Below are 23811 nucleotides of genomic sequence, written 5' to 3' on the forward strand. Positions count from 1 at the left end.
AGCTATGATTTTAGCGGCGGGCTTGGGAACTCGAATGCGCCCGCTGACACTGACAACCCCCAAGCCTTTGATACCGGCTTTGGGAAAGCCTTTAATTGTCTATCAGATCGAAAATCTGGTGCGCGCGGGCATCACTGATATTGTGATTAATCACGCTTGGCTCGGTGAGCAGATTGAGCAAACACTGGGCAGTGGCGAGCAGTTTGGTTGCTCACTGCGTTATTCTGCCGAGCAGGAGCCTCTTGAGACGGCAGGTGGTATTCGTAAAGCACTGCCTATGCTCAAAACAGAGGGCTCAGATCAGCCGTTTCTTCTGGTCAATGGGGATGTCTACCTCTCCCAAGAGTACTCAGAACTGGATTTAACTCTGGATTCAGACGACCTGGCTAAACTCTGGTTGGTTGATAATCCAAGCTGGCACAGCGATGGCGACTTTGCCCTGTCTGATCAGCGAGTCTCACTTCATGGTGACGAAAAGCTGACTTTTGCGGGTGTGAGTCTGTTACGACCTTCACAGTTTGATGCGTTGGCGCTTAACGAAAAAGCGGCATTAGCGCCGCTTTTACGCAGAATGATAGAGCAGTCTAAAGTGGCCGGTGCTAAGCTACGCGGATATTGGAATGATGTGGGTACGGTGGATCGCCTTGCCGATGTTGAAACCTTTTTGAAAGAGGCGGGTTGATGAATCCTCAAGCCATAGGCGAACAAATTTTTCGATACCGTACTGGTGTAGTGTTAGGTGCACTGGTAGGCCTGTTTACCGGTGGTATCTGGGGTCTGATTTTTGGTGGTTTTTTAGGCTTTCAGTTAGAGCGTGGCATTCGTTCAGCTAAGCAGATGGCACCACAGTTAATATTCTTTCGAGCGACCTTTGCCGTCATGGGGCGTATCGCAAAAGCGGATGGGCGGGTGACCGAAGATGAGATCGCATACGCCCGCTCCGTGATGGATCGAATGCAGCTCGATGAGTCGAAGCGTAGAGAGGCGATAGAGTACTTTACCGAGGGTAAGTCCCCAGACTTTGATCTGGATCCACTGTTGCGCCCACTTGCTGCAGTCTTTAGACATCGTAATGACCTGCGCATGATCTTTTTTGAATTGCAGATGGCAGCGGCTTTTGCCGATGGTGAAATCAGCGATGCCGAGCGTTTGGTGATTGTCGATATCTGTCAGCGACTGGGTCTTAAACGCGATGCCATTGATGCTCTGATTCGTCGAATGCAGGCGCAAAGCAGCTTTCATCAGCACTGGCAGGGCGGTGCACCGACTCAGCAGCGTATCGATGAGGCCTATGGTGTACTCGGTGTCGATGCCAGTGCCACTGATGCACAGGTAAAAAGGGCTTGGCGTAAGCTGATGAGTCAGCACCACCCTGATAAGCTGGTCTCAAAAGGTTTGCCAGAAGAGATGATGCAGCTGGCTAAAGAGAAGGCACAAGAGATCCAGGCGGCCTATGACCTGATTCGAGAGGTCAGCAAAGCCAGTTAACGGCCCATTAAAAGAGTCTTCAGTTTTTCTTTCTGTTGTCTCTTTTAGCACTGACTTAAAATGAACCCAATTAAACAGCTAGGTTAGACCCATGAAAGATTTTTTGATTGCCCCTTCGATATTGTCAGCGGATTTTGCTCGTTTAGGTGAAGAGGTTGAAAACGTATTGGAAGCAGGCGCCGATATTGTCCACTTCGATGTGATGGATAATCACTACGTTCCTAACCTAACCATCGGCCCAATGGTCTGTAAGGCACTGGTTAACCATGGCATTAAAGCGCCAATTGATGTGCATCTGATGGTTAAACCTGTCGATCGTCTTATCGGTGACTTCATTGATGCTGGCGCCAGCTACATCACCTTCCACCCTGAAGCGTCTGAGCATATCGATCGCTCACTGCAGATGGTGCGTGACGGGGGTTGTAAGTCAGGTCTGGTGTTCAACCCAGCAACGCCGCTGCACTACCTTGATCATGTGATGGATAAAGTCGACATGATTCTTCTAATGTCGGTGAACCCGGGTTTTGGTGGTCAGAAGTTCATTCCAGGAACGCTGGATAAATTGCGCGAAGCACGTCGTCGTATTGATGAGTCTGGTTTGGATATCCGACTGGAGATAGACGGTGGTGTAACGACCAGTAATATTGCAGAGATCGCTAAAGCGGGTGCCGATACGTTCGTTGCAGGCTCTGCGATCTTCAATACCGATGACTACAAAGCAACCATCGACACAATGCGAGCGGAGCTAGCTACCACGCGATGAGACTCTTTGCCGATCAAGCACCCAAACTCATCATGTTGGATCTGGATGGTACTCTAGTCGACTCCGTTCCAGATCTAACGGTCGCGGTCGATCAGATGTTAAAAGCCGTTGGCAAACCCGAGGCGGGTGATGCCAAAATTCGAACCTGGGTCGGTAATGGTGCGCATGCGCTGGTCGCTAGGGCGCTATCGGATGCCATGGACTATCCCGCTGATCTTCAAAATACGCAGGAGTATCAGCAGGCTTATCAGTTGTTTCTTCACTACTACGAAGCCTCTAATGGCGTGACGGCTAGTACCTATCCTGGGGTTAAAGAGGCGCTGGCGCGCTGGAGCCAAAAAGGCATCAAGCTGGCGGTTGTTACTAATAAGCCTATGCAGTTCACAACACCATTAATTGAAGGGGTGGGTATTGCTCATCTGTTTGATTTTGTTAGCGGTGGCGACTCGCTACCTAAACGTAAGCCCGAACCTGATCAGTTACTAGACATCATGGCTAAGGCGGGTGTGAGTCCTGACGAATCCCTCATGGTAGGTGACTCTTCGAATGACATTAATGCCGCTCATGCTGCCGGCGTAGCCGCTCTGGCAGTGCCTTACGGATACAATCATGGGCTCCCTATTGAAGAGTGCAACCCAGATCAAGTAGTCGAGTCACTGGACTCTTTTCACCACTAATTGGCTATTAACTTTCAAGGATTGATGGTTAGCGCTTTATGGATAAGCTCTCCTTTTCGCTGTTCATTATTTTTGCTGGTCTGGGCAGTGGCTACCTGCTGCGCAGAGTCGTTGAAGCGTCTTTTATTAGGCTCCCTTTTGCGTTAACAACACTCAGTCGTGTGACGCGTGATTTAGGTATCATGGTGATGATACCCATCGCCTTTCTATTAGCGATCTGGGTGCTCGAGTTTACCGATACGACTCTGCTGGCACTGCCTTTGATCTGCCTATTTGCTTTGATAGTCGGCGGTCTGTTGGGGTATGGCTTAGGGCTATTGAATAAACAGGATCGTCCCGGTCGCGCTGTGATGGGTCTAACCACCAGCTTTACCAACATTGGTGCCATGGGCTCCTTGGTGGTCTACCTCTTTTTGGGTGAAGCAGGTTTTGCATTGGTTACCCTCTATCGCCTGTTCGAAGAGATCTTCTATTTTCTGGTGGGGTATCCGGTCGCGCAGTGGGTTTCAGGTAAAGGGAGTGAGGGGCTGACTCGTTTTCAGCGACTCATTAAGGTGATTAAGCAGCCATTTCTTATCGCCATTTTAACGGCGTTTAGCCTTGGGTTTCTGTTTAACCTCAGCGGAATAGACCGCCCTCTATTTCTAGACAGTGCGAATGATTGGGTCATTCCGATCGGGACCTTCAGTATGCTGGTGTCGGTCGGCTTGGGATTGAAAGTGACCAGTATCGCGCGCTACGCCAAATATTCACTGCAAGTGGCCATTACCCGCGTCACTCTGGTACCGCTGTTGACCCTCTCTATGGCCTGGTTGGTTGGATTGGGCGAATACGCCGGTGGCTTGGCGCTCGGCGTCGTGTTGATATTGAGCTCCATGCCCCCTGCGGTCAACTCAGTGGTGGCCAGCGCCTATTACGATTTGGATGTTGATCTGGCTAACTCAAATTGGATTGTCTCGACGCTTTCGATGGCGTTGGTGGTTCCTTGGCTCTACTTCGCTCTGCATTTAATGCAATTGGTCTAGGATCGCCTAAAGGCTAAGGATTTTCTTCTAAAGAGGTTGCGAACGCGATTGGGATTGGGCATCGTACAGCATCACCAAAAGATAACAGTGATTGTTATAACAGTTGCGCGTGCGCTGCGAGCACGAAGAAAGGAAATACCATGGATATTAAAGAGGCATTAGCCTTAGTTGTTGCGGGGCATCACCTATCGCGTGATGAGATGACCGCGGCTATGCGCCAGATCATGACAGGTGAGGCGACCGACGCACAGATTGGTGCTTTTCTAACAGCGCTTCGCATTAAAGGCGAAACGGTAGAAGAGATTACCGCAGCAGCCGATGTTATGCGCTCTCTAGCAGTGCCGGTGAGCGTCACAGACCCTCAAGCGGTGGATATTGTCGGTACAGGCGGTGATGGTTCAAACCTGTTTAATGTCTCTTCTGCGACCTCGTTTGTTGTCGCAGCTGCGGGCGGTACTGTAGCAAAGCATGGTAATCGTTCGGTCTCTTCAAAATCAGGTGCTGCAGATCTTCTTGAGGCGGCGGGGATTCACTTGGCGCTGAACCCAGAGCAGGTGGCTCGCTGTATTGATGAGGTGGGAGTCGGCTTTATGTTTGCGCCTCAGCATCACAGTGCGATGAAGCATGCCATCGGTCCTCGTCGTGAGTTGGCGATGCGCACGCTGTTTAATGTTTTGGGTCCTCTGACCAACCCAGCGGGTGCCAAGCACTACCTCATGGGTGTGTTTGATGAGTCTCTATGTCGTCCTATGGCTGAGGCTTTGCGCAGCTTGGGTGCCGTGCACGCTTTGGTCGTTCACTCTAATGATGGTCTGGATGAGATCTCGCTTGCGACCACAACGCAGGTGGCAGAGCTGAAAAACGGTGAAGTGACTGAGTATGAAATTACCGCTGAAAGCGCCGGTTTGGAGGCGCAAACCTTAGAAGGTTTGCAGGTGGCTGATGCGAACGAAAGTCTTGCTCTGATTCGAGCAGCGATGAGTGGTGCCAACCCTAAAGCAGCCGATATGGTAGCGCTGAATGCGGGTGCTGCACTCTACGCGGCAGACAAGGTTGAATCACTTAAAGCGGGTGTCCAGTTGGCGGTCGAGACGATCGCATCCGGTGCGGCGTTAGCGAAAATGGAAGAGCTGGCTCGTTTCAGTCAGGCGTTTAAGGAAGCCTAATGTCAAATATCCCAACGGTACTAACCCGAATTATTGATCGTAAATTTGAAGAGATAGCCGAGCGTTCAGAGCAGGTCTCTATCACTGATCTGAAAGCTCAAATTGAAGCGAACCGAGGCGGTGCCACTGATCCGCGCGGTTTCGTGAAATCGATGCGAAATGCATTGGCAGAAGGTCGCTCGGCCGTCATTGCTGAGATTAAAAAAGCGAGCCCCAGTAAAGGGGTGCTACGTGAACAGTTCCACCCAGCTGATATCGCGCAATCTTATGCCGTCGGCGGTGCAAGTTGTCTGTCGGTATTGACCGATGTTGATTTCTTTCAGGGGGCTACTGAGTACCTACAGCAGGCTCGTGCAGCCTGTTCGCTACCGGTCATTCGCAAAGACTTTATTGTCGATGAGTACCAGGTCTATGAAGCGCGTGCCATGGGTGCGGATTGTATACTGCTGATCGTCTCGGCGCTGGATGATGCCAAAATGAAAGAGCTCAACGACCTAGCTATATCGCTGGGTATGGATGTGCTAATCGAAGTGCACGATCGTGACGAGCTGCTCCGTTCTCTGCCGCTGGGCAACACCCTAGTGGGTATTAATAACCGTAACTTGCACACCTTTGACGTTAGCTTAGATGCCACCATACAGCTGTTGGCGGACATTCCTGATGATCGTATTGTAGTCACCGAGAGTGGTATTTTAGGGCCCGACGATGTGGCGCTAATGCGTCAGCATCAGGTTAACTCCTTCTTGGTGGGTGAGGCATTTATGCGTGCCGACGTGCCGGGTGAACGTCTGGCTGAGCTGTTTAAATAAAAGGATTTTATTATGCATGTTGAAGTGAGCTGGGAAGGGGAAGAGCGTTTTAAAGCGATTACCGACTCTAAGTTTGAAGCACATATTGATCGTGATTTAGAGACTGGGCCGCGTCCAATGGAATACATCCTGGTTGGCTTAGGTGGCTGTGCCAGTGTTGATGTCATGAGCATTCTGAAAAAAGCGCGCCAAGATGTGGTGAGCTGTGTTGCCTCCATTGATGCTGAGCGAGCAGACGCTGTGCCTGCTGTCTTCACTAAGATCCATCTGACCTTTAAGGTCACTGGCCACAATCTTAAACCGGCCGCGGTTGAGCGCGCGGCTCGTTTATCGGCAGAGCAGTACTGTTCAGTCTCTAAGATGTTGGAAGGCGGTGGAGTCGAGATTACTCACAGCGTGGAGATCAACGACGTATAATCCCGCACTGGACTTGCAAAAGGGCGCGCAGATCAGTATGATCACGCGTCCTTTTTTATATCAACCTCCTTGCTTTTGGAAAGATCGGCTGTAAAGGGGCCGGTCACTGACGATCCAAAGGCTAATAAACCGTAAGGAGCTACAATGCGTCACTACGAAGTACTGTTCATGGTTCACCCGAACCAGAGCGAGCAAGTGCCTGCAATGATCGAGCGTTACACGACTCTGATCGAAGGCGATAACGGCAAGATCCACCGTCTAGAAGACTGGGGTCGTCGTCAATTGGCTTACTCAATTAACAATGTACACAAAGCACACTACGTTCTTATGAATATCGAAGCTACTCAAGCTGTAATGGACGAGCTAGAAAACTTGTTCCGCTACAACGATGCTGTGCTACGTAACATGGTTATTCGCACTAAAGAAGCGATCACAGAGCCATCTCCAATCAAAGCTGCTGAAGCACGTGAAGAGCGTAAGCCTCGTCGCGAAGAGCGTCCAGCGCCAGCTAAAACTGAAGAAACTGCTCCAGCAGCAGCTTCTGAAGAATAATTTAAGTAGGAGATATTCAGATGGCACGTTTTTTCCGTCGTCGTAAGTTCTGTCGTTTCACTGCAGAAGGCGTTACTGAGATCGATTACAAAGATCTAGACGTCCTGAAAGGTTACATCACTGAAACTGGCAAGATCGTACCTAGCCGTATCACTGGTACTAAAGCTAAGTACCAGCGTCAGCTAGCTACTGCTATCAAGCGCGCTCGCTACGTAGCACTTCTTCCATACACTGACGGTCACGACCGTTAATAGTGATTGATAGCTCTATAGCTATCTTTGGGTGATTGTTTAATTTTTTACTGCAGGTATACCTGCAGCCTAAATGAGGTTTGAGAGATGGAAGTTATCCTCCTCGAGAAGATCGGTAAACTAGGTGCACTAGGCGATAAAGTTAACGTTAAAGCTGGCTTTGGTCGTAACTACCTGATCCCACAAGGTAAAGCAGTTTCTGCAACTGCTGCCAACGTTGCACGCTTCGAAGAGCGTCGTGCTGAACTAGAAGCGGCTGCTGCTGAAGCACTTGCTGCTGCGACTGCACGCGGTGAAGCTCTAGAAGGCAAAGAAGTAACTATCACAGCTACTGCTGGTGATGAAGGTAAACTGTTCGGCTCTATCGGCGCACGTGACATCGCAGAAGCGATCACTGCGGCTGGTGCTGAAGTAGAGAAGAGCGAAGTTCGTCTTCCAAACGGTGTTCTACGTAACATTGGCGAATACGAAATCGTTGTTCAACTACACGCAGAAGTATCTGCTACAGTGAACCTTAAGATCGCTGCTGAGTAATCAGACGCTTTCTTAAAAAAAAACCGCGCTTCGGCGCGGTTTTTTTATGCCTAAACAGGTATAGTTACTTGCTCTAATCATTTTATTTCTGCAGTAATTAGACCATGCTCGATTTCCAAGACGACGATCTCACACAGGCCAAAGTACCCCCTCACTCGATAGAGGCGGAACAGTCGGTGCTGGGTGGCTTGATGTTGGACAACAACGCATGGGACGTTGTGTCGGAAGTCTGTCTGGAACAGCACTTCTACACCGGTGGGCATCGCATGATGTTCCGCACCATGCAGAAGTTGATCGATCAAGGTCGTCCAATCGATGTGGTGACGCTTTCTGAAGAGCTGGACCGTACCGGCGAGCTGGAACGTGCTGGCGGGCTAGAGTATCTAGTTGATCTTGCGCGCAACACGCCAAGTACATCCAACATTCGAGCCTACTCAGAGATCGTTCGCGATCGTGCCTTGCTGCGTCAGATGATTTCGGTCTCAACAGAGATCTCAGACTCCTCCTTCTTCCCTGATGGTCGTTCGGCCGATGAGGTGTTGAATGAGGCGGAATCTAAGATCTTTCAGATTGCAGAGAACCGTCCCAACCAGAGTGGCCCTCAATCGGTTAACCCACTGCTTAAAGCGGCCGTTGAACGTATTGATGAGCTGTTCAGTAATGGCGATGCACTGACCGGTCTAACCACTGGCTTTGACGACCTGAACGAACGCACCGGTGGTCTCCAGCCGTCAGATCTGATCATCGTCGCCGCAAGGCCCTCGATGGGTAAATGCATTGTTTCAGGTTCACGATTAGTCGATCCTAAAACGGGTTCACGATTAACGATCGATGAGATGGTTGCCGAACAATATGGTTCAGTTACTGCAGTTAATGATCAGTTTAAGTTAGTGGAAGCCCGTGCTTCACAGTTTGTGGATGACGGCGTTAAACCTGTATTTGAAGTCAAAACCGCACTCGGTCGATCGATTAAAACAACGTTAACTCACCCATTTTTAACGGGTAAAGGGTGGAAGAAACTAGCCGATATTTCCACTGGTGAAAAAATTGGTGTGCCAAGGGTGCTGCCAATTTTTGGCTCGACACCCTTGCCAGAGTATCAAGTTAAAGCACTGGCTTATTTCTTAAGCGATGGCGGTACCACGCAAACTAACCCCATCTTTACTAATGTAAATAAAACCATTGTTGCTGACTTTAAACAGGCCGTTGAACAGTTTAATTCGGTTAAGGTGACTCGTACGAGTTACGATCATCGTGCGCCAAGCTACCGTGTTTCTGGGCGCTCTGAAAATACCAATCTAATGAGAGTTAGATTTGCAGCATATTTAGAAAACGCGATGCAAAGGTTTGGACTCTCAGGTAAGTCGTTAGCCAATAGATTATCACTCCAGCCGTCGACAATTAGTGCCTGGCGTAATGCCGTTTCTGTGCCAAATCCATTAGGTTACCAGTCCCTTTGTGATTTTTTTGGAAGCGAATTTCAACAGGAGACTCATGAGGTTTATGAGTCTAGTTCAACGTTAATTAACCCGGTGACAGTGTTCTTGAAAGAGCAGGGTGTTTGGGGTTGTTTAGCGCATGAAAAGGTTATTCCAGAAGCAGTTTTTAGCTTGCCAAAAAGTCATTTGAAGCTCTTCCTAAATCGTATTTTTGCATGTGATGGTGGAGTCTCATTCAGTTCAACTGGGCAGATTCGGATTAGTTACAGCAGTGCCAGTGAATCCCTAGCGAGTGATATCCAACATTTGCTTTTGCGTTTTGGAATAGTTGCCAAGCTAAGAACTAAGACGCACCACAAGCGTGACCAGTTCGAAGTTGAGCTGATTTCGCGCGAATCGATAGAAACCTTTATCACTCAGATAGGAATGATTGGTAAAGAGGATCGTCTTGCAAAAGCCAAAGCTGAGTTGTCATTAAAAAGATCTCACACAAACCGAGATGCACTGCCGGATTCAGTCAACGACTATATCCTTGAACTGAAAGGCGAGCAGAGCTGGCCAGATCTATTTGCACAGAAAGGGTTAGAGTGTCCGAATGGATTTAATCCACATTTACAGGGTGTAAGTAAGCGTTCGTTAAGTCGCCAAAAAGCTCGTTTTTATGCAGAGCTCTTTGATGATAGCTATCTGATGAGTCTCTCTAGTTCTGATCTATATTGGGATGAGATAGTTTCGATCGATTATGTTGGAAATGATCAGGTTTATGATTTAACCGTCCCTGAACTACACAACTTTGTCGCTGAAGATATTTGTGTCCATAACACCACCTTCGCTATGAACCTGGTGGAAAACGCCTTGATGGGGGATGACAAGCCGGTTCTAGTCTTCAGCCTCGAGATGCCTGCCGCTCAGTTGATGACGCGTATGTTGTCATCGCTTGGTCGTATCAACCAGACGCGTGTACGTAACGGTCAGTTGGAAGATGATGATTGGCCAAAGCTGACTGCGGCCGTCAACATGCTGAAGAACAAACCCTTGTATATTGATGATCAGCCGGGTATCAGCCCCAACGAGATGCGAACCCGTGCCCGTCGTATTGTGCGTGAGCATGGTGAAATCGGCATGATTATGGTCGACTACCTGCAGTTGATGCAGATTAAGACCGGTAAGAGTGAAGGGCGAACTGCCGAGATCTCTGAGATCTCTCGCTCGTTGAAGGCGCTAGCGAAAGAGATGAACTGTCCAGTGGTGGCACTGTCGCAGCTTAACCGTTCCCTAGAGCAGCGCCCAAATAAACGCCCAGTGAACTCCGACCTTCGTGAATCGGGCGCGATCGAGCAGGATGCCGACGTCATCATGTTCATCTACCGTGATGAGGTTTACAACGAAGATTCACCCGAGAAAGGCGTTGCAGAGATCATCATTGGTAAGCAGCGTAATGGCCCGATCGGTACCACTCGATTGGCCTTTATCGGTAAGTACACCCGTTTCGAGAACCTGGCACACAGCTACGAATACCCACCGGATGAGTAAACAGCAGGAAAGTGACTGGCTTTAGCCTGTCATCTGCTGTTGCAGCCTTTTCTAGAGATTCACTGTTTGTAGTGAGCGGATGACAGGCTGAAGCCAGTCACCAAGACCTTGGGAGCTCGCTGACACCGTCAATAAAACTCGGTCAGATGAAACGGCTCAGATGCTTTTAACGGCTTACACCACTCTACCAGTTTCGCTCTTTCGGTCGCGTTCATTTCTGGAAAGCGAAACTCTAAGTATTCAAGCGCACACAGTAATAGTATCTGGCCCATTCCAGGCGTGGCTCCAACGACTCTTGGCGGGTGTTCAGCGAGCTCATCTAACAGGCGTTCAATGGCTCGTAAGCGACGAGTAGGTAGTACGCTGTTACGGTTCTCGTCAGTCGCCAGTGATTTGTTAAAGAGCATCATCCAGACGGTTGCATCGAGTAAACCGATGGCTCTGCCTGCCAGCGACATCTCTTGAATGGCTTGAGCATTGGGAAAAAGCGGAGGGTTGGGTGCGCGGCGCTCCAAGTACTGCATGATCAGCAGGGTTTCGGTCAGGGTAGTGCCATCATCCAGAATCAGCGTGGGGACTTTGACACTGGGGTTGGCCTGAACCAGTTCAGGAGTGTTTGATGCGGGATCAACCCAAACCATGCTGCACTCTGAGTCTAGCCCTTTAAGCATGATCGCGATGCGCACCGCCCGTGCATAGGGCGAGGTATGTGAGAGCATTAACTGCATGACTAAGCCTCTTTTAACAAGTTAGCTCGAAACGCCTCTGGTAATCCCACCACTTTGCGTGCGTCATAATCAAAGAAGACGATGCCAGTTTTTACGTGGGCTATCTCAACGGCTGTGGCTCTGTTGGTCATCAGGTAGAAGATGTCGCAGCCATACTTGTTGAAGTCCCCGACCGTGATGTCGATCTGGATTTGGTCACCATGGAAGCCTTCCGCTTTGTAGACAATGGCGCTGTCGGTCATGATGATGCCTAACCCCTCCACGTCCAACTCTGTATATCCGTACTGTCGCAAAAAACGGGTACGTGACTCGTGTACAAAACTCAGCACACTGTCGTTACTTAGGTGGTTTGCGTAGTTGATATCGCTGATACGAACATCCATTACCGTCGAAAATAGGTAGTTATCGGGCATATCAATTTTAATACGTGCCATGGGCTGTAAATCCTTCTTGTAACACTAATCCCTATATGAGAACTTAGCCTGTTATCGCACACAGCACTAGTGCTTTTAAGGAAATCTTATGTCTTCTGCCTCAACCAATGTAAAACTCTACCCCGTTGCGCAAGCACTAGGGGCTTCGACCCCGCCGATCATCATCTCGTTGGGCGGCCTGGTCAGTCTCTCTCTTAATGCACCGCAAGATCTGATCACCATGCCGGTGTTTCTGTTCAATTTAGGTGTTGCACTCAGTACTTTGCCAGCGGCCTTTATGGTGCGACAGTTCGGTCGAAAAGCCGCTTATCTGTTTGCCGCCATGGTCTGCGTATTGGCGGGCATTGTCGCGGGGACGTCGATCATCAACCAGTCGTTTATCTGGTTCTGTAGTGGCACCTTCTTGGCGGGTTTCTACGCGGCGCATGTTCAGAGCTACCGGTTTGCCATTACCGAAGGGGTGGCGAGTGAAGAACAAGGTAAGGCGATATCACGCGTTATGATTGGTGGTCTAGCGGCTGCGATTATTGGTCCACAGGTCGTTGTCTGGACCGAAGGCGCACTAGAGGCGCAATATGCCGGTAGCTTCCTGTCCATGTCCGTGTTGGGTTTGCTGGCCATTGTGCTGCTGACTCAGCTGAAACCGGTAGAGTCTACCTCTAAAGTGAAGTCGGGTGGCTCAAAGCTGGAAGCGCTGGCTCTGCTTAAGCGCCCAGCCTATCTGACAGCGGTTGCTGCCGGTGTGGTCTCCTACGGCCTAATGGCCTTTATTATGACGGCCGCACCGATCGCCATGGTCTCGCACGGTCACGAGGTGCATCAAGCGGCGCTGGGAATTCAGTGGCACGTGTTGGCAATGTTTGCGCCGAGCTTCTTTACCGGGAAATTAATGGCTAAGTATGGCAAAGCGCGTATCACAGCCATAGGACTTCTACTCATTGCACTCTCTGGATTGATCGCGCTGTTTGGCTTGGAATTGACCCACTTCTGGGGATCGCTGATTCTGTTGGGTATCGGTTGGAACTTTGGCTTCATTGGTGCGACGGCGTTGGTGGCGCAGAGCGTTCCGGAAGAGGATAAGAGCGTTGCCCAAGGTTTAAACGACTTTTTGATTTTCTCAATTGTCGCGGTCGGCTCGTTTATGTCCGGTTTGCTGCTCAACTCGACCAGTTGGCAGGTACTTAATCTGGTGATCTTCCCGATTGTTGCGTTGGTACTTGGTTTGATGCTGTTTAATCAAAAGCGTTCTAGTTGAGGATAAGTTGGCCTGAAAATTGCTTAACTTTATTTAGGGCTTTATTGAGCTGTTTTAGCCCCATCTGTTTCGAATGAGCGGTGTTATTTTGCAAATTCTCTCTATGTATTTGCAATTTGCAACGCAAAATAGTTAAAAGTTGGTTGATATATGAACAGTGCTTCAAAAACGATTTATGACAAGTTAGCGATTAAAGTCGCCTTTTTTATGGTGTTGCTATCGCTGCCAGCACTTGTGCTGAGCCTGTGGGGCGCTATCGCTATTGATGGTTCGTTCGGGCCAGTGATGGCCCAGGGTGTCTTGTTCATCTGTTTGATCATAGCGTCGCTGCGTTCTATTCCGCTGCGTTATCAGCACCGACTAATGATTTCGATCCTGGTTATCTTTATAGCGGGTGCAGTGGCAACGCTTCGTTATTCAAACCCAACGGTAGGTTATACCTACAGCCTGATCATCACACTGTTGATGTGTCTGTTGCTTCCTCGTTTTGCGGTCTTTGCTCTCTTAGCCGTAATGAATGCCTCAGTAGGCGCTGCTGCCGTTTTTATCTTTGATCTATCAGTGGTTCGAGTGCTGCTTCAGTTCGTCACCTTTACCGGGTTGACGATCATTGGGCTTGAGGTGTTGTTTCAACTGTTAAGTCAACATATGAACTCTAATAAATGGTTTGAAGAGGAAAGTGCTCGACAAAAGGCGGTTTCATCTGAGGCTAACATCGCTTTTTTTGAATACGGTCTGGAAACTGGAATTTTAAAAGGGGATGCCGTCAATTCATCTCGATTCGGTCTGTCGGAGTCTGATACCCCGATAGTGTTTAGCGACTATACGCACTGCTTTCCAGAGGAGAGTCTGGCAGCTATTAGTGAAGTGTTTGATAAACTAATCAAAGGTCCGGTAGGCACTCATAAGAATTTTGTTCACGATATGCGTATCCAGCCAAGTGGAGTGTTGTGTAATTTTAAAGTGGTCGGTCAGTCCATAGAACGTGAGGGTGAAAAGCTATTTATCGGTGTTTCAATTGATATCACTGAAGAGGTTCAGTTCGCCAAAGAGGCCGAAGACTTAACCGACCAAATCAATCTTATTTCAAATGCTGGTGGAGTTGGTTTGATTGAGTTCTTCCCTGGGACTCGAACCTTTAAATGTAATTCTGAAGTCGCTAAGCGATTGGGTATTGATGACTCAGATGAGGAGCGTTCAATAGAGCTCTTTTACGCTCATCAGACGGAAGATATTAGACAAGCTTTTATCAAATCCAGAGAGGATTTGGCTCATTCTAACAAGGGTGAACTGCAATCTTTTGTGCACCCGTTTTACTTGGCTAATGGCGATCTGCATTACTACCGTGTGACTCGAATCAGGCGAGAGCTCAATGGTCGAGTTTCATTCCTTGGCTTATCTTTGGATATAACTGATGAGACTAATGCACAGAGATCGGCGCAACAGAAAAACCAGTTGTTGGATCTTATGGCTGAAAGTGGGAATTTCGGTTTCTTTGAGGTTGATCTAGAGTCTGGAACAATGACGGGTAACAAAGTTTTAATGGCGCGCGAAGGGCTGTCTGAAGCTGATACGGTTGGGATGGATCAGGTTCTGTCTAAAATACCTGAAGAAGAGCGAGCAGGGTTTAATGCAAATGTTCAGCATGCTATCGAGGCTGGTATCGGGGCGGTGACGTCGTTTACTCACACTTATCAACCGGTAAACTCCGATCCTATTATTGTGAAAGTAACGGCAACAACCCTATTAAAAGACGATAAGTTATTTGCCTTTGGTACATCAATCGATGTTACCGAAGAGCACAAGGCTAAGGAAAAAGCGGTATCAGCTTCACAAAAATTACTTGCCGAACAAGAGCGGCAAAAGCAGATGTACGCCGTAATCGGCCATGAATTGCGCACCCCAGCGGCCAGTCTGCAGATGATGCTGGATGATCTTGAAGAGGGAGAGACGCTGGATAATGCGCTTGTCGGAAGCAATATTGAGCATCTGTTGGGTGTAATCGATACTTTGCGTGCAGTGGCTCAGCCGGAACGTATGGCGCAAGCCGCATTTAAAGATGTTGTGATAGATGAAATTCTCACGGCTCAGGTTGCAAACCTGTCGGGTCTTGCAGAGCGATCGGGTGTCGAACTTACCGCGAACTTAACGAGTTTAACCAGTGACACAGTTCATATTCAGTCTTCGTTACTCAGACAGGTCACCGCGAACCTCATTAAAAACGCCATCATTCACTCGGGTGGGGATAAGGTTCACCTCCATGCCAGTAGCGAATTAAAAGGGGATCACACCAAGGCGTTGACGATTCGAATCTCAGATAACGGTAAGGGTATTTCTGACTCTAAAATAGATACTCTGTTTGAGGCATATCAACGCGGTGACACTAACGCAGAGGGAACTGGCTTGGGTCTGTTTGTCTGCAAAGAGATAGTGGCTTTGATGGGCGGGGATCTTCATTATGAAACCTCTGAACAGGGCGGCGCTGAATTTGTGATCGAGTTAGTGGTCAATCTATCCAAACAGACTAGTGAAACTCCAGTGCCGATCGATAATCCACTGGAGGGTAAGCGAGTCTTGATGGCAGAGGATAATAACGTCATCCAGATGCTAACCGCCAAGATGTTGAAAAAGCAGGGCGCTAGTGTGGTTGTTAACAGCGATGGCCAACAGGCCCTAGACGCCTATGCCGAGGGTGCTTTTGATCTGGTGTTGTCTGATATCTTTATGCCGGAACTGGATGGCTACGGTCTAGTGAAAGGGCTGCGTGAGAGAGGCTATACTGGCCCCATTGTCGGTCTGACGGCAGCCACCATCGGCGCAGAGACCGATCTTATGTTAGAGGCCGGCGCTGATATCGTGATCTCTAAACCGATCGAACTGGCTAAACTCCAAGCCTTCTTGATTGAGTATGACAAATAAGCAGTGCAGTAAGTGAGTTCAGACAATAAAAAACGGGCCCTAGAGGCCCGTTTTTGTCAGTTTGAAAGGTTATTTCAAACCGAGAATGCGTGCAGCGTTCTCTTTCATGATCAGAGGTTTTACCTCCTCTTTAACGTCGAGTTTTTCGAAGTCAGCAATCCAGCGATCAGGTGTGATGACAGGCCAGTCAGAACCAAACAGCATCTTCTTCTTAAGCATACTGTTCATGTACTGCAGCAGGATTGGTGAGAAGTACTTCGGAGACCAACCAGATAGATCCATGTAGACGTTTGGCTTGTGTGTCAGTACTGACAGCTGCTCTTCCTGCCATGGGAAGGCTGGGTGTGCCATAACGATGGTCATGTCTGGGAAGTCCGCAGCGACGTCATCTAGGTAGATTGGCTGAGAGTACTTAAGACGCATGTTCATGCCGCCTGGAGCACCCGCACCTACACCGGTTTGACCAGTGTGGAATAGGGCGATAGCACCCTCTTCAGCGATCGCTTCGTATAGAACGTACGCCGAGCGATCGTTCGGGTAGAAGCCCTGCATGGTTGGGTGGAATTTGAAGCCTTTCACACCAAACTCACGAACAAGACGACGCGCTTCGCGAGCACCTAAGCGGCCTTTAGCAGGGTCGATTGATGCGAACGGGATAAGGATGTCATCGTTCTCAGCACAGATGCGCGCTACTTCTTCGTTTTCGTAACGCTTGAAGCCGGTGTTGCGTTCTGCGTCTACTGGGAAGATAACCGATGCGATCTTGCGCTCACGGAAGTAAGCCGCAGTCTCATCGGGTGATGGCATCATGTTGTGGCCAGCTGGGTTCTTGAAGTACTTCGCGAACGCTTCTTGGAACTCAAAGTAGCCGTCATCACGATCACAAGAGCAGGGCTCTTCCGCGTGTGTGTGGAAGTCGATGGCGATGATTTCGTCTAGATTAATCATTCTCTATCCCCTTAAAGTGAGATCACGTGGTCATCAGATGACTCAACGTATAGTGATTCCATTATATCAGCACGGCGAGCCATGACAGCGCGCTGGTTGATCGAGCCCTTGTCTGTGATCTCGTTGCCGTCGATCGATGGCAGTTCAGACAGTACTGTGATGCGTTTAACGCGTGTTGAACTACCGGTACTGGTGCCCGCCATCTGTTCAAGACGTTCTGCCATCACCTCTTTGACGTGTGGTTGAGCAACCAATGTCTCGTTGTCCATCTCTTTGCCACCAGGAACCAGTGCCTGAAGGTGAGCCCAGTCTGGGAAGAGCATCGCTGCAATGTAACCACGGTCACGACCACAAATTACCGCATCTTGCACGTAAGGTGCGAAGTGGTGGATCAGTGAAGCACGCAGTGTGCCTACGCTGACCCAAGTACCGGTATCGAGTTTAAAGTCTTCAGAGACACGGCCATCAAACAGAAGGCCGCGGTTAGGTTCGTTCGCGTCGATCCATTTAACCGCATCGCCTAGACAGTAGAAGCCCTCTTCATCGAACGCTTTCTTAGTCTGCTCTTCGTTACGCCAGTATCCAGGGGTGATGGTAACCGCTTTCACGCGGATTTCTGTTTTGTCACCGTTAGGGATGAGCTTAAGCGTGATGCCGGGTGCTGGGCTGCCAACAACGCCTGATGCAGACTCTTCAACGGATGCGAACAAGACAGACGGTGCCGTCTCAGTGGCGCCAAGACCTGTCACCATAGGTACTTTCTTACCAGTGTGTTCAACCGAAAGCTCGTCAAGCTGATCCCAGACGTGCTGAGCTAGGCCAGCACCGGCGAAGAAGAACATCTTCAAGTTTTTGAACAGCGATTTAGCGATTTCAGGGTTCGCTTTTAGCTCTTTCGCCATCAACTCGTAGCCTTTAGGCACATTGAAGTAGATGGTTGGCGAAATCTCTTTGAGGTTCTCCATAGTGTGGTGAATCATCTTCGGTACCGGTTTACCTTCATCAATATAGAAAGTACCACCGTTGTAGATCGCCATACCGATGTTCTGGTTACCACCAAAGGTGTGGTTCCATGGTAGCCAATCCAGAATAACGGGCTTCTCATCTTTCAGGAATGCGTAGACCGAACGCACCATCTCTTGGTTTGCACAGATCATCTGCTGAGTGTTGATCACCGCTTTTGGCATGCCGGTTGAACCGGAAGTCCATAAGAACTTTGCGATCGCATCACCAGTTAGAGCGGCGTGTGTTGCGTCAGCTTCTGCTGAAGCTTCGCAATTGAGCGCCAGGTCAAGGTGGGTCACATCATAGCTTAAGCCATCCGTTGCGTGGTCTGCTGAACAGGTCAGTACTGGTGCTTTATCGATGTTAACCGCGTCAATGGCATCACGGTAAGGACCTAGGTTATCGGTAAAGATAAGACCCGGTGTCAGTGTGTCAAAGACGTGACGCAGTTTGCCGTAGTCGCTCGAGATTAACGAATATGCAGTCGAGATGGGTGAGAAAGGTACACCGATGTACATCGACGCTAGAGCAACCAATAGGTGTTCTGTCGAGTTGCCTGACAGGATAACCACTGGGCGATCGTTGCTCAGGTTTTGCGACAGCATCCAGCTGGCAATTGAACGTACACGCTCAAGTGTCTGTGCGAAGGTGAGTGATTCCCACTCACCATTTTCACCGCGCTGGCTGATCAGTACAGTGTCTGGGGTCTCTTTAGCCCAGTGAACCAGTTTATCGGTTAGCTTAACTGGGTAGTCAGCCAATGGCTCTGCACTGGTGACGTATTGCACGCCTTCGGCAGCGTTCTCAATCGTCACGCCGAAGTCGTTGATATTTACTGAATGAAATTCTGCAGTCATTTTTATCTCCTGATGCCTAATGCATCTAAGCGTTAAGCATCAAATTTGTAGTCCGCAATTCCGTCAGCTGCGGAATTGAAGTTAGCCACTTTTGCATACACCTGAGGTAACTGGTGCGCATTGTAGAACTTGGCTAGCGCGATCATGTTGCCAAAGAACTCTGGATCGTTGCTCTGTTCAGCAGTTGCTTTCAATGCAATCTCGCCAAGTTGCCATGCTGTCAGTAAGAAGCCCAGTGCATCCAGCATTGGGACTGCGCCAGCATTCAGTTGCAGTAGATCAGCCTCTTCAGCCAGCAGGGCAGGGAGGGTGTCACGAACGGCTGCGGTTGCTGCGGTAAGGTCCTGGCCCAGTTTGGCAAGATCCGTGTTTGCAGTGAGCTCATTAGCGACAGCATCGATCTCTTCAAGTAACTGAGTCAGTGCTACACCCTTATCCATACGAATCTTACGGAACAGCAAGTCGCTACCTTGAACACCGGTAGTACCTTCGTAAATGGTCGTGATGCGAGCATCACGCATAAACTGTGCAACGCCCGTCTCTTCAACAAAGCCCATGCCGCCAAATACCTGAATGCCGGTACCGGTCATTAGGTTGGCCTGTTCGGTCGCGAAGGCTTTAAAGATTGGAGTGAGTAGTGCAATACGCGACTCTGCTGCAGCTTTTTCAGCTTCGTCCGTTGCGTGTTCTGATTGATCAAACAGTGCTGCGATTAGGTAACCTAACGCGCGCTGACCAGTCGCAAATGACTTCATGGTCATTAGCATACGCGCAACATCGGGGTGCTGTGCGATCGGTACGCGACGCTCGCCAGTAGCAAAGTGACGACCCTGTGGACGTTCAAGTGCATATTCACACGCCTGCTGATATGCGATTTGAGAAAGAGCTACACCCTGTACACCGACAGATAGGCGAGCTTCGTTCATCAGAATGAACATTGCCATCAAGCCTTTGTTCTCTGGACCGACTAATTCGCCGAAACAGTTGTCCTTGTCACCGTAGCTCATTGAACAGGTCGGGCTACCGTGTAGACCGGTTTTGTGTTCGATGCCGGTACAGACAACGTCGTTAAATTCACCCAGTGAACCATCGTCATTAATACGGTAAGTGGGTACAGCAAATAGAGAGATGCCACGGCTACCTTCAGGAGCATCGGGTGTGCGAGCTAGAACAAAGTGAACCTTGTTCTCAGTCATGTCGTGCTCACCGTAGGTGATGTAGATCTTTTGACCTTTAATTAGGTATTGGCCGTTATCCTGAGGAATCGCTTTGGTTTTGAGCTCACCCAAGTCAGTACCAGCGCTAGGCTCAGTTAACGCCATGGCCGCAGTCCATTCCCCGGTGATGAACTTCTCGATATAGCGCGCTTTCTGCTCTTCGGTACCGAACTTCATTAGGATTTCACTACAGCCTTGAATGACCGCGTGGAACATGACAAAAGATAGGTTAGCGCTGTGCCACATCTCATTGACAGGCTGTGCGATGAATTTAGGCAGCTCTTGACCACCAAAATCCATTGGCAGGGCTAGGCCCATCCAGCCATCTTGTGCGAACTGATCGAAAGCCTCTTTCCAGCCGGTGGGTGTGAACACTTTTCCGTCTTCAAAGCGACAACCTTCGTTGTCACCAACCGCATTCATAGGCGATAGCGATTTGCCAGCAAGTTCACTGGCCGCTTCTAGAATGGCTGCCACGGTATCGGCATCGAAATCAGCCAAAGCTTCATTGGCGTTCAGGCCGGTTTTCTCAACGGCGTTCTGAACCAAAAACTGCATCTCTTTTAGCGGAGCTTGATAGTCACTCATCGTTAACTTACCTCTGCTTAATGATTATTTAGCGGCCATGCGGATCGCGCCATCAAGGCGGATCACTTCACCGTTTAACATCTGGTTTTCGATGATCTGCTGCGCAAGCATGGCAAATTCATCTGGATTACCAAGACGTGAAGGGAAAGGTACTGACGCCCCAAGCGCTGCCTGAACCTCTTCAGGCAGTTCATCCATCAACGGTGTGCGGAATAGACCTGGAGCAACTGTCATAATGCGGATGCCAAGTTTCGCTAGTTCACGCGCTAGTGGTAGTGTCATTGCGGCTACACCGGCTTTAGAAGCTGAGTAAGCCGCCTGACCAATCTGACCATCAAATGCAGCAACCGATGCCGTGTTGACAATCACACCGCGCTCGCCAGAATCACCTGGTTCGTTGTTCTGCATGACGTTCGCAGCCAAACGTGCAATGTTGAATGTGCCGACTAGGTTGATGTTTACGATGCGCTGGAAGCTTGCAAGGTCGTGTGGGCCATCACGGCCAACAAGACGTTTAGCACCGCCAACACCAGCACAGTGAACAACTCCTGAGAGCGCACCAAACTTGGCTGTTGCTGCTTCGATACACGCTTGTACTGAAGCTTCATCAGAGACGTCGGTCTTACAAAAGATCGCCGAGTCGCCCAAATCGGCTGCAACACGGTTGCCGCCTGCTTCATTGATATCTGCGATACATACCTTGCCACCCATCGCACTTAGACGACGTGCCACTGCTTCACCAAGGCCTGAGCCAGCGCCAGTCACTAGAAATAGTTTATCTGCAATCTGCATAGTGAACTCCGGCCGCTTACTGCTGTGGCTGTTTTTTACGGTTTAGGAACTTCTCTAGACGAGCAACAACGTCTGGGTGAGTCTGTGTAATACCGCAAAGTAGAGACTCAGTGTACATGCCGTCGTCGTGAGACATGCTGTCGATGTGACGAAGGCCTGTCGTCATTGCCCAGTTTGAGTAAGGTGAGTTGGTAGCAATGTGTGCTGCTAGCTCTTTTGCTTTCTCCAGTGACTGGCCATTTTCAACAACGTAGTGAGATAGGCCTAGGCGGTAGCCCTCTTCAGCGTCGACATCACGACCCGTTAGCATCATCTCAGTCATGCGGCCGGCACCGATAACGCGTGCAACGTTACGTGATGCACCACCACCCACGAAGATACCGTGGCGGCCTTCTGGTAGGCGGTAGTAAGTGCCTTTTTCAGAAACACGAACGTGTGCACAGGTTGCTAGCTCAAGGCCACCACCGATAACAGCACCCTGCATAGCGGCAATTACTGGAAGGCCTGAGTTTTGAATATGTCCAAAGGTGCGGTGCCACATGTTTGAGTGCTTAACAACATCTAGGCCTTGGCGTGCTTTGTGTTCCGCAAGATCAAGACCTGAACAGAACTCTGGGCCAGCACCCGAGAAAATCACGACACGTACATCTTCAGGCATGGTGATAAATACCTGTTCGATCTCAAGACACAGTTCGTCGTTAATCGCGTTTTTCTTCTCAGGACGGTTAAGGTGTAGGTGGCCGATGCCGTCTTCAACAGTGAACTGGATGTAAGTGTAGTTGCTCATAAGAAGCCTCATTTTGTTTGGGTGCTAGGAAGCACAGTGTCTGTCTGATATTTGTTTATCATATAAACAATTAAAGGGTTCAGCAATATGCTTTGGTCTAAAACTGTTTAGTAACTAAACAATTTTAATTTAAGTACAAAGTGTGTTTACAATATCTCTATCTTTTTAAGTGCTTATAGCAGCTGTATTAGTGTTAAGGGTAAGGAATGGCGAGTCGTTCAAAGCGTAAAAATGAATTAGATGTGGATCTCGGGCTGCTGGGCAGCTCCCTAGGCTACCACCTGCGTCGTGCTCAGCTTGCTGCATTTAATGGCTTTTCTAAGGGGTGTGCTGAGTTAGGCATCAGTCCGGGGCTGTTTGCTGTGTTGGAAATTGTTTACCGTAACCCTGGCCTGACGCAGACTGCAGTGGCGAATACCCTTGGTACTGACCGTTCGGCTATGGTCGCAGCGATCGATAAGCTAGAAAAAATGAATCTGCTAGAGCGTTGTGCTGCCGAGAATGACAGACGATCCTATGCGCTCAGAATGACTGAGCATGGCAACGAGTGGTACCAAGCAGCCGAGCAGAAGGTAAAGGCTAACGAAGAGGCCTTCTATGAGCCGTTGCAAGATTCAGAGCGCGAACTACTGGTCGATATGCTGACTCGTTTATCGAATCGAGCTGAGGCTCAGTAAAAGCATGACCGCCTCAACGAGCATGAACCCTATTCCCCAGTTTGGGCTCTACGGTGAATCTAATATCGATGATCCGGTGTTTGTGCATGTTGAGAACATCGCGAGCCGCAGTCGTGATAATGGTTGGTCGATCCAACCACACCGACATGGACGGATGTTCCAAATCATTTTTGTCTTTGATGGCATGGCTGAAGTGACCATCGATGATCAAAAACAGTCTCTCACAGGCCCCTTTGCGATTTCATTGCCTGCCGGCGTTGTACACGGCTTTCGATTCTCGCCCGAAACTGAGGGTGTCGTGCTGACATTGGCAGAACCGCTGTTGACCAACGAGTCCTATGAGCGTTGTGAACCCTATTTTGGTTCCCTGTTTGCTGGCGCATCGGTGATCTCTCTAGTCGGTCAAGAGCGCATTGTTCAGGAGATTCAGGGTTACTTAGGCATGATCGAGCGGGAACTGGCCTCTGTCGATATGGGGCACTCATTGGTCTCGGAATGGTTAGCCCGAGCGACGTTGATGCAGCTGCGCCGTTTGCTAGTGACTGATGCTGATAGCGCGCCATCACTTCAAGCCGCCAAACCGGTAATACGATACCGAAAACTGATCGAACAACACCTCTATGACCACCTGTCGGTAGAGCAGTATGCGTCGTTTATCGGTATCTCTGCTGATCATCTTAACCGCCTCTGTAAACAGGAGGTGGGTAAAACCGCCAAGGCGATGGTGCAAGAGCGATTGCTGTTGGAAGCCAAGCGCCGTCTGGTGTTCACCCGTGGTAGTGTCGAAGAGTTAGCCTTTGATCTGGGCTTTAAAGATCCTGCCTACTTCTCGCGTTTCTTCAAGAAACTCACTGATCAAACCCCTGCTGTCTACCGTAGTTCTCATAACTACGACTCTAATTAAGATCGGAAAAGTACTATTAATGATCGTTAATGGCCCTGTTGGGAGC

23 protein-coding genes are annotated in these 23811 nt (G+C 49.4%); 16 read left to right on the forward strand and 7 right to left on the reverse strand.

Translation table 11 applies throughout. The features are described from left to right. The first annotated feature begins 4 nt into the window (after positions 1–4). The 12 genes from murU to dnaB all read left to right on the forward strand — a co-directional run bounded on the left by murU (position 5) and on the right by dnaB (position 10654). Positions 5–682, forward strand: a complete 678-nt coding sequence (gene murU, locus XMM383_RS09645) for an N-acetylmuramate alpha-1-phosphate uridylyltransferase MurU (RefSeq protein ID WP_217363623.1) — start codon at positions 5–7, stop codon at positions 680–682. Continuing rightward, positions 682–1488: a co-chaperone DjlA gene (gene djlA / locus XMM383_RS09650; protein ID WP_173494875.1), complete on the forward strand. Its 807-nt coding sequence runs from the start codon at positions 682–684 to the stop codon at positions 1486–1488. The genes murU and djlA overlap by 1 nt, the downstream gene beginning before the upstream one ends. Positions 1489–1579: 91 nt before the next feature. Next, complete coding sequence (rpe, locus tag XMM383_RS09655) at positions 1580–2251, forward strand: ribulose-phosphate 3-epimerase (RefSeq protein WP_173483045.1); 672 nt, start codon at positions 1580–1582, stop codon at positions 2249–2251. After that, complete coding sequence (locus tag XMM383_RS09660; protein WP_173494876.1) at positions 2248–2928, forward strand: phosphoglycolate phosphatase; 681 nt, start codon at positions 2248–2250, stop codon at positions 2926–2928. The genes rpe and XMM383_RS09660 overlap by 4 nt, the downstream gene beginning before the upstream one ends. Before the next feature lie 38 nt (positions 2929–2966). Continuing rightward, positions 2967–3953 (forward strand): AEC family transporter, encoded by a 987-nt coding sequence (locus XMM383_RS09665; RefSeq protein ID WP_173494877.1) that lies wholly within the window; start codon positions 2967–2969, stop codon positions 3951–3953. A gap of 140 nt (positions 3954–4093) precedes the next feature. Continuing rightward, positions 4094–5119 (forward strand): anthranilate phosphoribosyltransferase, encoded by a 1026-nt coding sequence (trpD, locus tag XMM383_RS09670; RefSeq protein ID WP_173481236.1) that lies wholly within the window; start codon positions 4094–4096, stop codon positions 5117–5119. Next, positions 5119–5928: an indole-3-glycerol phosphate synthase TrpC gene (gene trpC, locus XMM383_RS09675; RefSeq protein ID WP_173488681.1), complete on the forward strand. Its 810-nt coding sequence runs from the start codon at positions 5119–5121 to the stop codon at positions 5926–5928. Before trpD ends, trpC begins: the two co-directional genes overlap by 1 nt. A 12-nt stretch (positions 5929–5940) precedes the next feature. Further along, positions 5941–6345, forward strand: a complete 405-nt coding sequence (locus XMM383_RS09680; protein WP_173481234.1) for an OsmC family protein — start codon at positions 5941–5943, stop codon at positions 6343–6345. A gap of 144 nt (positions 6346–6489) precedes the next feature. Further along, positions 6490–6897: a 30S ribosomal protein S6 gene (rpsF, locus tag XMM383_RS09685; protein ID WP_173481233.1), complete on the forward strand. Its 408-nt coding sequence runs from the start codon at positions 6490–6492 to the stop codon at positions 6895–6897. A 20-nt stretch (positions 6898–6917) separates the two neighbouring features. Next, complete coding sequence (gene rpsR, locus XMM383_RS09690) at positions 6918–7148, forward strand: 30S ribosomal protein S18 (protein ID WP_173481232.1); 231 nt, start codon at positions 6918–6920, stop codon at positions 7146–7148. Between the two features lie 87 nt (positions 7149–7235). After that, the gene (gene rplI, locus XMM383_RS09695) at positions 7236–7682 is read left to right on the forward strand and encodes a 50S ribosomal protein L9 (RefSeq protein WP_173481231.1); all 447 of its coding nucleotides are present in this window, start codon (positions 7236–7238) and stop codon (positions 7680–7682) included. 104 nt (positions 7683–7786) lie between these two features. Then, on the forward strand, positions 7787–10654 hold the full coding sequence (gene dnaB, locus XMM383_RS09700) for a replicative DNA helicase (RefSeq protein WP_173481230.1): 2868 nt from the start codon (positions 7787–7789) through the stop codon (positions 10652–10654). A gap of 128 nt (positions 10655–10782) precedes the next feature. On the opposite strand, the gene XMM383_RS09705 is transcribed toward dnaB, so the two are convergent. Beyond that, entirely contained in the window at positions 10783–11382 is a 600-nt protein-coding gene (locus XMM383_RS09705) for a glutathione S-transferase family protein (protein WP_173483038.1), read from the reverse strand. A gap of 2 nt (positions 11383–11384) precedes the next feature. After that, the gene (locus tag XMM383_RS09710; RefSeq protein ID WP_173484356.1) at positions 11385–11816 is read right to left on the reverse strand and encodes a thioesterase family protein; all 432 of its coding nucleotides are present in this window, start codon (positions 11814–11816) and stop codon (positions 11385–11387) included. An 88-nt stretch (positions 11817–11904) separates the two neighbouring features. Here XMM383_RS09710 and XMM383_RS09715 point away from each other — a divergent pair, with 88 nt between their 5' ends. Both XMM383_RS09715 and XMM383_RS09720 read left to right on the forward strand, forming a co-directional pair. Beyond that, on the forward strand, positions 11905–13071 hold the full coding sequence (locus XMM383_RS09715; RefSeq protein WP_173484357.1) for an MFS transporter: 1167 nt from the start codon (positions 11905–11907) through the stop codon (positions 13069–13071). Positions 13072–13221: 150 nt separating this feature from the next. Continuing rightward, complete coding sequence (locus tag XMM383_RS09720) at positions 13222–15990, forward strand: PAS domain-containing sensor histidine kinase (protein WP_173494878.1); 2769 nt, start codon at positions 13222–13224, stop codon at positions 15988–15990. Positions 15991–16059: 69 nt separating this feature from the next. Here the strand turns inward: XMM383_RS09720 and XMM383_RS09725 are convergent, their stop codons facing one another. The 5 genes from XMM383_RS09725 to XMM383_RS09745 are packed head-to-tail and all read right to left on the reverse strand — an operon-like array spanning position 16060 to position 22184. Next, the gene (locus XMM383_RS09725; protein WP_173481225.1) at positions 16060–16938 is read right to left on the reverse strand and encodes an amidohydrolase family protein; all 879 of its coding nucleotides are present in this window, start codon (positions 16936–16938) and stop codon (positions 16060–16062) included. Positions 16939–16949: 11 nt separating this feature from the next. Beyond that, on the reverse strand, positions 16950–18800 hold the full coding sequence (locus XMM383_RS09730) for a feruloyl-CoA synthase (RefSeq protein WP_173494879.1): 1851 nt from the start codon (positions 18798–18800) through the stop codon (positions 16950–16952). A 32-nt stretch (positions 18801–18832) separates the two neighbouring features. After that, a complete protein-coding gene (locus tag XMM383_RS09735; RefSeq protein WP_173494880.1) occupies positions 18833–20605 on the reverse strand; it encodes an acyl-CoA dehydrogenase in 1773 nt (590 codons plus the stop codon). Between the two features lie 24 nt (positions 20606–20629). Beyond that, positions 20630–21397 (reverse strand): 3-hydroxyacyl-CoA dehydrogenase, encoded by a 768-nt coding sequence (locus XMM383_RS09740; protein ID WP_173494881.1) that lies wholly within the window; start codon positions 21395–21397, stop codon positions 20630–20632. A 16-nt stretch (positions 21398–21413) separates the two neighbouring features. After that, a complete protein-coding gene (locus XMM383_RS09745; RefSeq protein WP_173481221.1) occupies positions 21414–22184 on the reverse strand; it encodes a crotonase/enoyl-CoA hydratase family protein in 771 nt (256 codons plus the stop codon). Positions 22185–22390: 206 nt separating this feature from the next. Here XMM383_RS09745 and XMM383_RS09750 point away from each other — a divergent pair, with 206 nt between their 5' ends. After that, a complete protein-coding gene (locus tag XMM383_RS09750; RefSeq protein WP_173484362.1) occupies positions 22391–22861 on the forward strand; it encodes a MarR family winged helix-turn-helix transcriptional regulator in 471 nt (156 codons plus the stop codon). Between the two features lie 4 nt (positions 22862–22865). Further along, a complete protein-coding gene (locus XMM383_RS09755) occupies positions 22866–23765 on the forward strand; it encodes a helix-turn-helix domain-containing protein (protein ID WP_173494882.1) in 900 nt (299 codons plus the stop codon). Positions 23766–23811 lie beyond the last annotated feature (46 nt).

Source organism: Marinobacterium sp. xm-m-383 (genome assembly GCF_013283255.1).
Classification (GTDB): domain Bacteria; phylum Pseudomonadota; class Gammaproteobacteria; order Pseudomonadales; family Balneatricaceae; genus Marinobacterium_E.

Bases quoted from the DNA above. Each gene is read 5' to 3' on its own strand.
- murU (WP_217363623.1), top strand. From the start codon at position 5: ATGATTTTAGCGGCGGGCTTGGGAACTCGAATGCGCCCGCTGACACTG.
- djlA (WP_173494875.1), top strand. From the start codon at position 682: ATGAATCCTCAAGCCATAGGCGAACAAATTTTTCGATACCGTACTGGT.
- rpe (WP_173483045.1), top strand. From the start codon at position 1,580: ATGAAAGATTTTTTGATTGCCCCTTCGATATTGTCAGCGGATTTTGCT.
- XMM383_RS09660 (WP_173494876.1), top strand. From the start codon at position 2,248: ATGAGACTCTTTGCCGATCAAGCACCCAAACTCATCATGTTGGATCTG.
- XMM383_RS09665 (WP_173494877.1), top strand. From the start codon at position 2,967: ATGGATAAGCTCTCCTTTTCGCTGTTCATTATTTTTGCTGGTCTGGGC.
- trpD (WP_173481236.1), top strand. From the start codon at position 4,094: ATGGATATTAAAGAGGCATTAGCCTTAGTTGTTGCGGGGCATCACCTA.
- trpC (WP_173488681.1), top strand. From the start codon at position 5,119: ATGTCAAATATCCCAACGGTACTAACCCGAATTATTGATCGTAAATTT.
- XMM383_RS09680 (WP_173481234.1), top strand. From the start codon at position 5,941: ATGCATGTTGAAGTGAGCTGGGAAGGGGAAGAGCGTTTTAAAGCGATT.
- rpsF (WP_173481233.1), top strand. From the start codon at position 6,490: ATGCGTCACTACGAAGTACTGTTCATGGTTCACCCGAACCAGAGCGAG.
- rpsR (WP_173481232.1), top strand. From the start codon at position 6,918: ATGGCACGTTTTTTCCGTCGTCGTAAGTTCTGTCGTTTCACTGCAGAA.
- rplI (WP_173481231.1), top strand. From the start codon at position 7,236: ATGGAAGTTATCCTCCTCGAGAAGATCGGTAAACTAGGTGCACTAGGC.
- dnaB (WP_173481230.1), top strand. From the start codon at position 7,787: ATGCTCGATTTCCAAGACGACGATCTCACACAGGCCAAAGTACCCCCT.
- XMM383_RS09705 (WP_173483038.1), bottom strand. From the start codon at position 11,382: ATGCAGTTAATGCTCTCACATACCTCGCCCTATGCACGGGCGGTGCGC.
- XMM383_RS09710 (WP_173484356.1), bottom strand. From the start codon at position 11,816: ATGGCACGTATTAAAATTGATATGCCCGATAACTACCTATTTTCGACG.
- XMM383_RS09715 (WP_173484357.1), top strand. From the start codon at position 11,905: ATGTCTTCTGCCTCAACCAATGTAAAACTCTACCCCGTTGCGCAAGCA.
- XMM383_RS09720 (WP_173494878.1), top strand. From the start codon at position 13,222: ATGAACAGTGCTTCAAAAACGATTTATGACAAGTTAGCGATTAAAGTC.
- XMM383_RS09725 (WP_173481225.1), bottom strand. From the start codon at position 16,938: ATGATTAATCTAGACGAAATCATCGCCATCGACTTCCACACACACGCG.
- XMM383_RS09730 (WP_173494879.1), bottom strand. From the start codon at position 18,800: ATGACTGCAGAATTTCATTCAGTAAATATCAACGACTTCGGCGTGACG.
- XMM383_RS09735 (WP_173494880.1), bottom strand. From the start codon at position 20,605: ATGAGTGACTATCAAGCTCCGCTAAAAGAGATGCAGTTTTTGGTTCAG.
- XMM383_RS09740 (WP_173494881.1), bottom strand. From the start codon at position 21,397: ATGCAGATTGCAGATAAACTATTTCTAGTGACTGGCGCTGGCTCAGGC.
- XMM383_RS09745 (WP_173481221.1), bottom strand. From the start codon at position 22,184: ATGAGCAACTACACTTACATCCAGTTCACTGTTGAAGACGGCATCGGC.
- XMM383_RS09750 (WP_173484362.1), top strand. From the start codon at position 22,391: ATGGCGAGTCGTTCAAAGCGTAAAAATGAATTAGATGTGGATCTCGGG.
- XMM383_RS09755 (WP_173494882.1), top strand. From the start codon at position 22,866: ATGACCGCCTCAACGAGCATGAACCCTATTCCCCAGTTTGGGCTCTAC.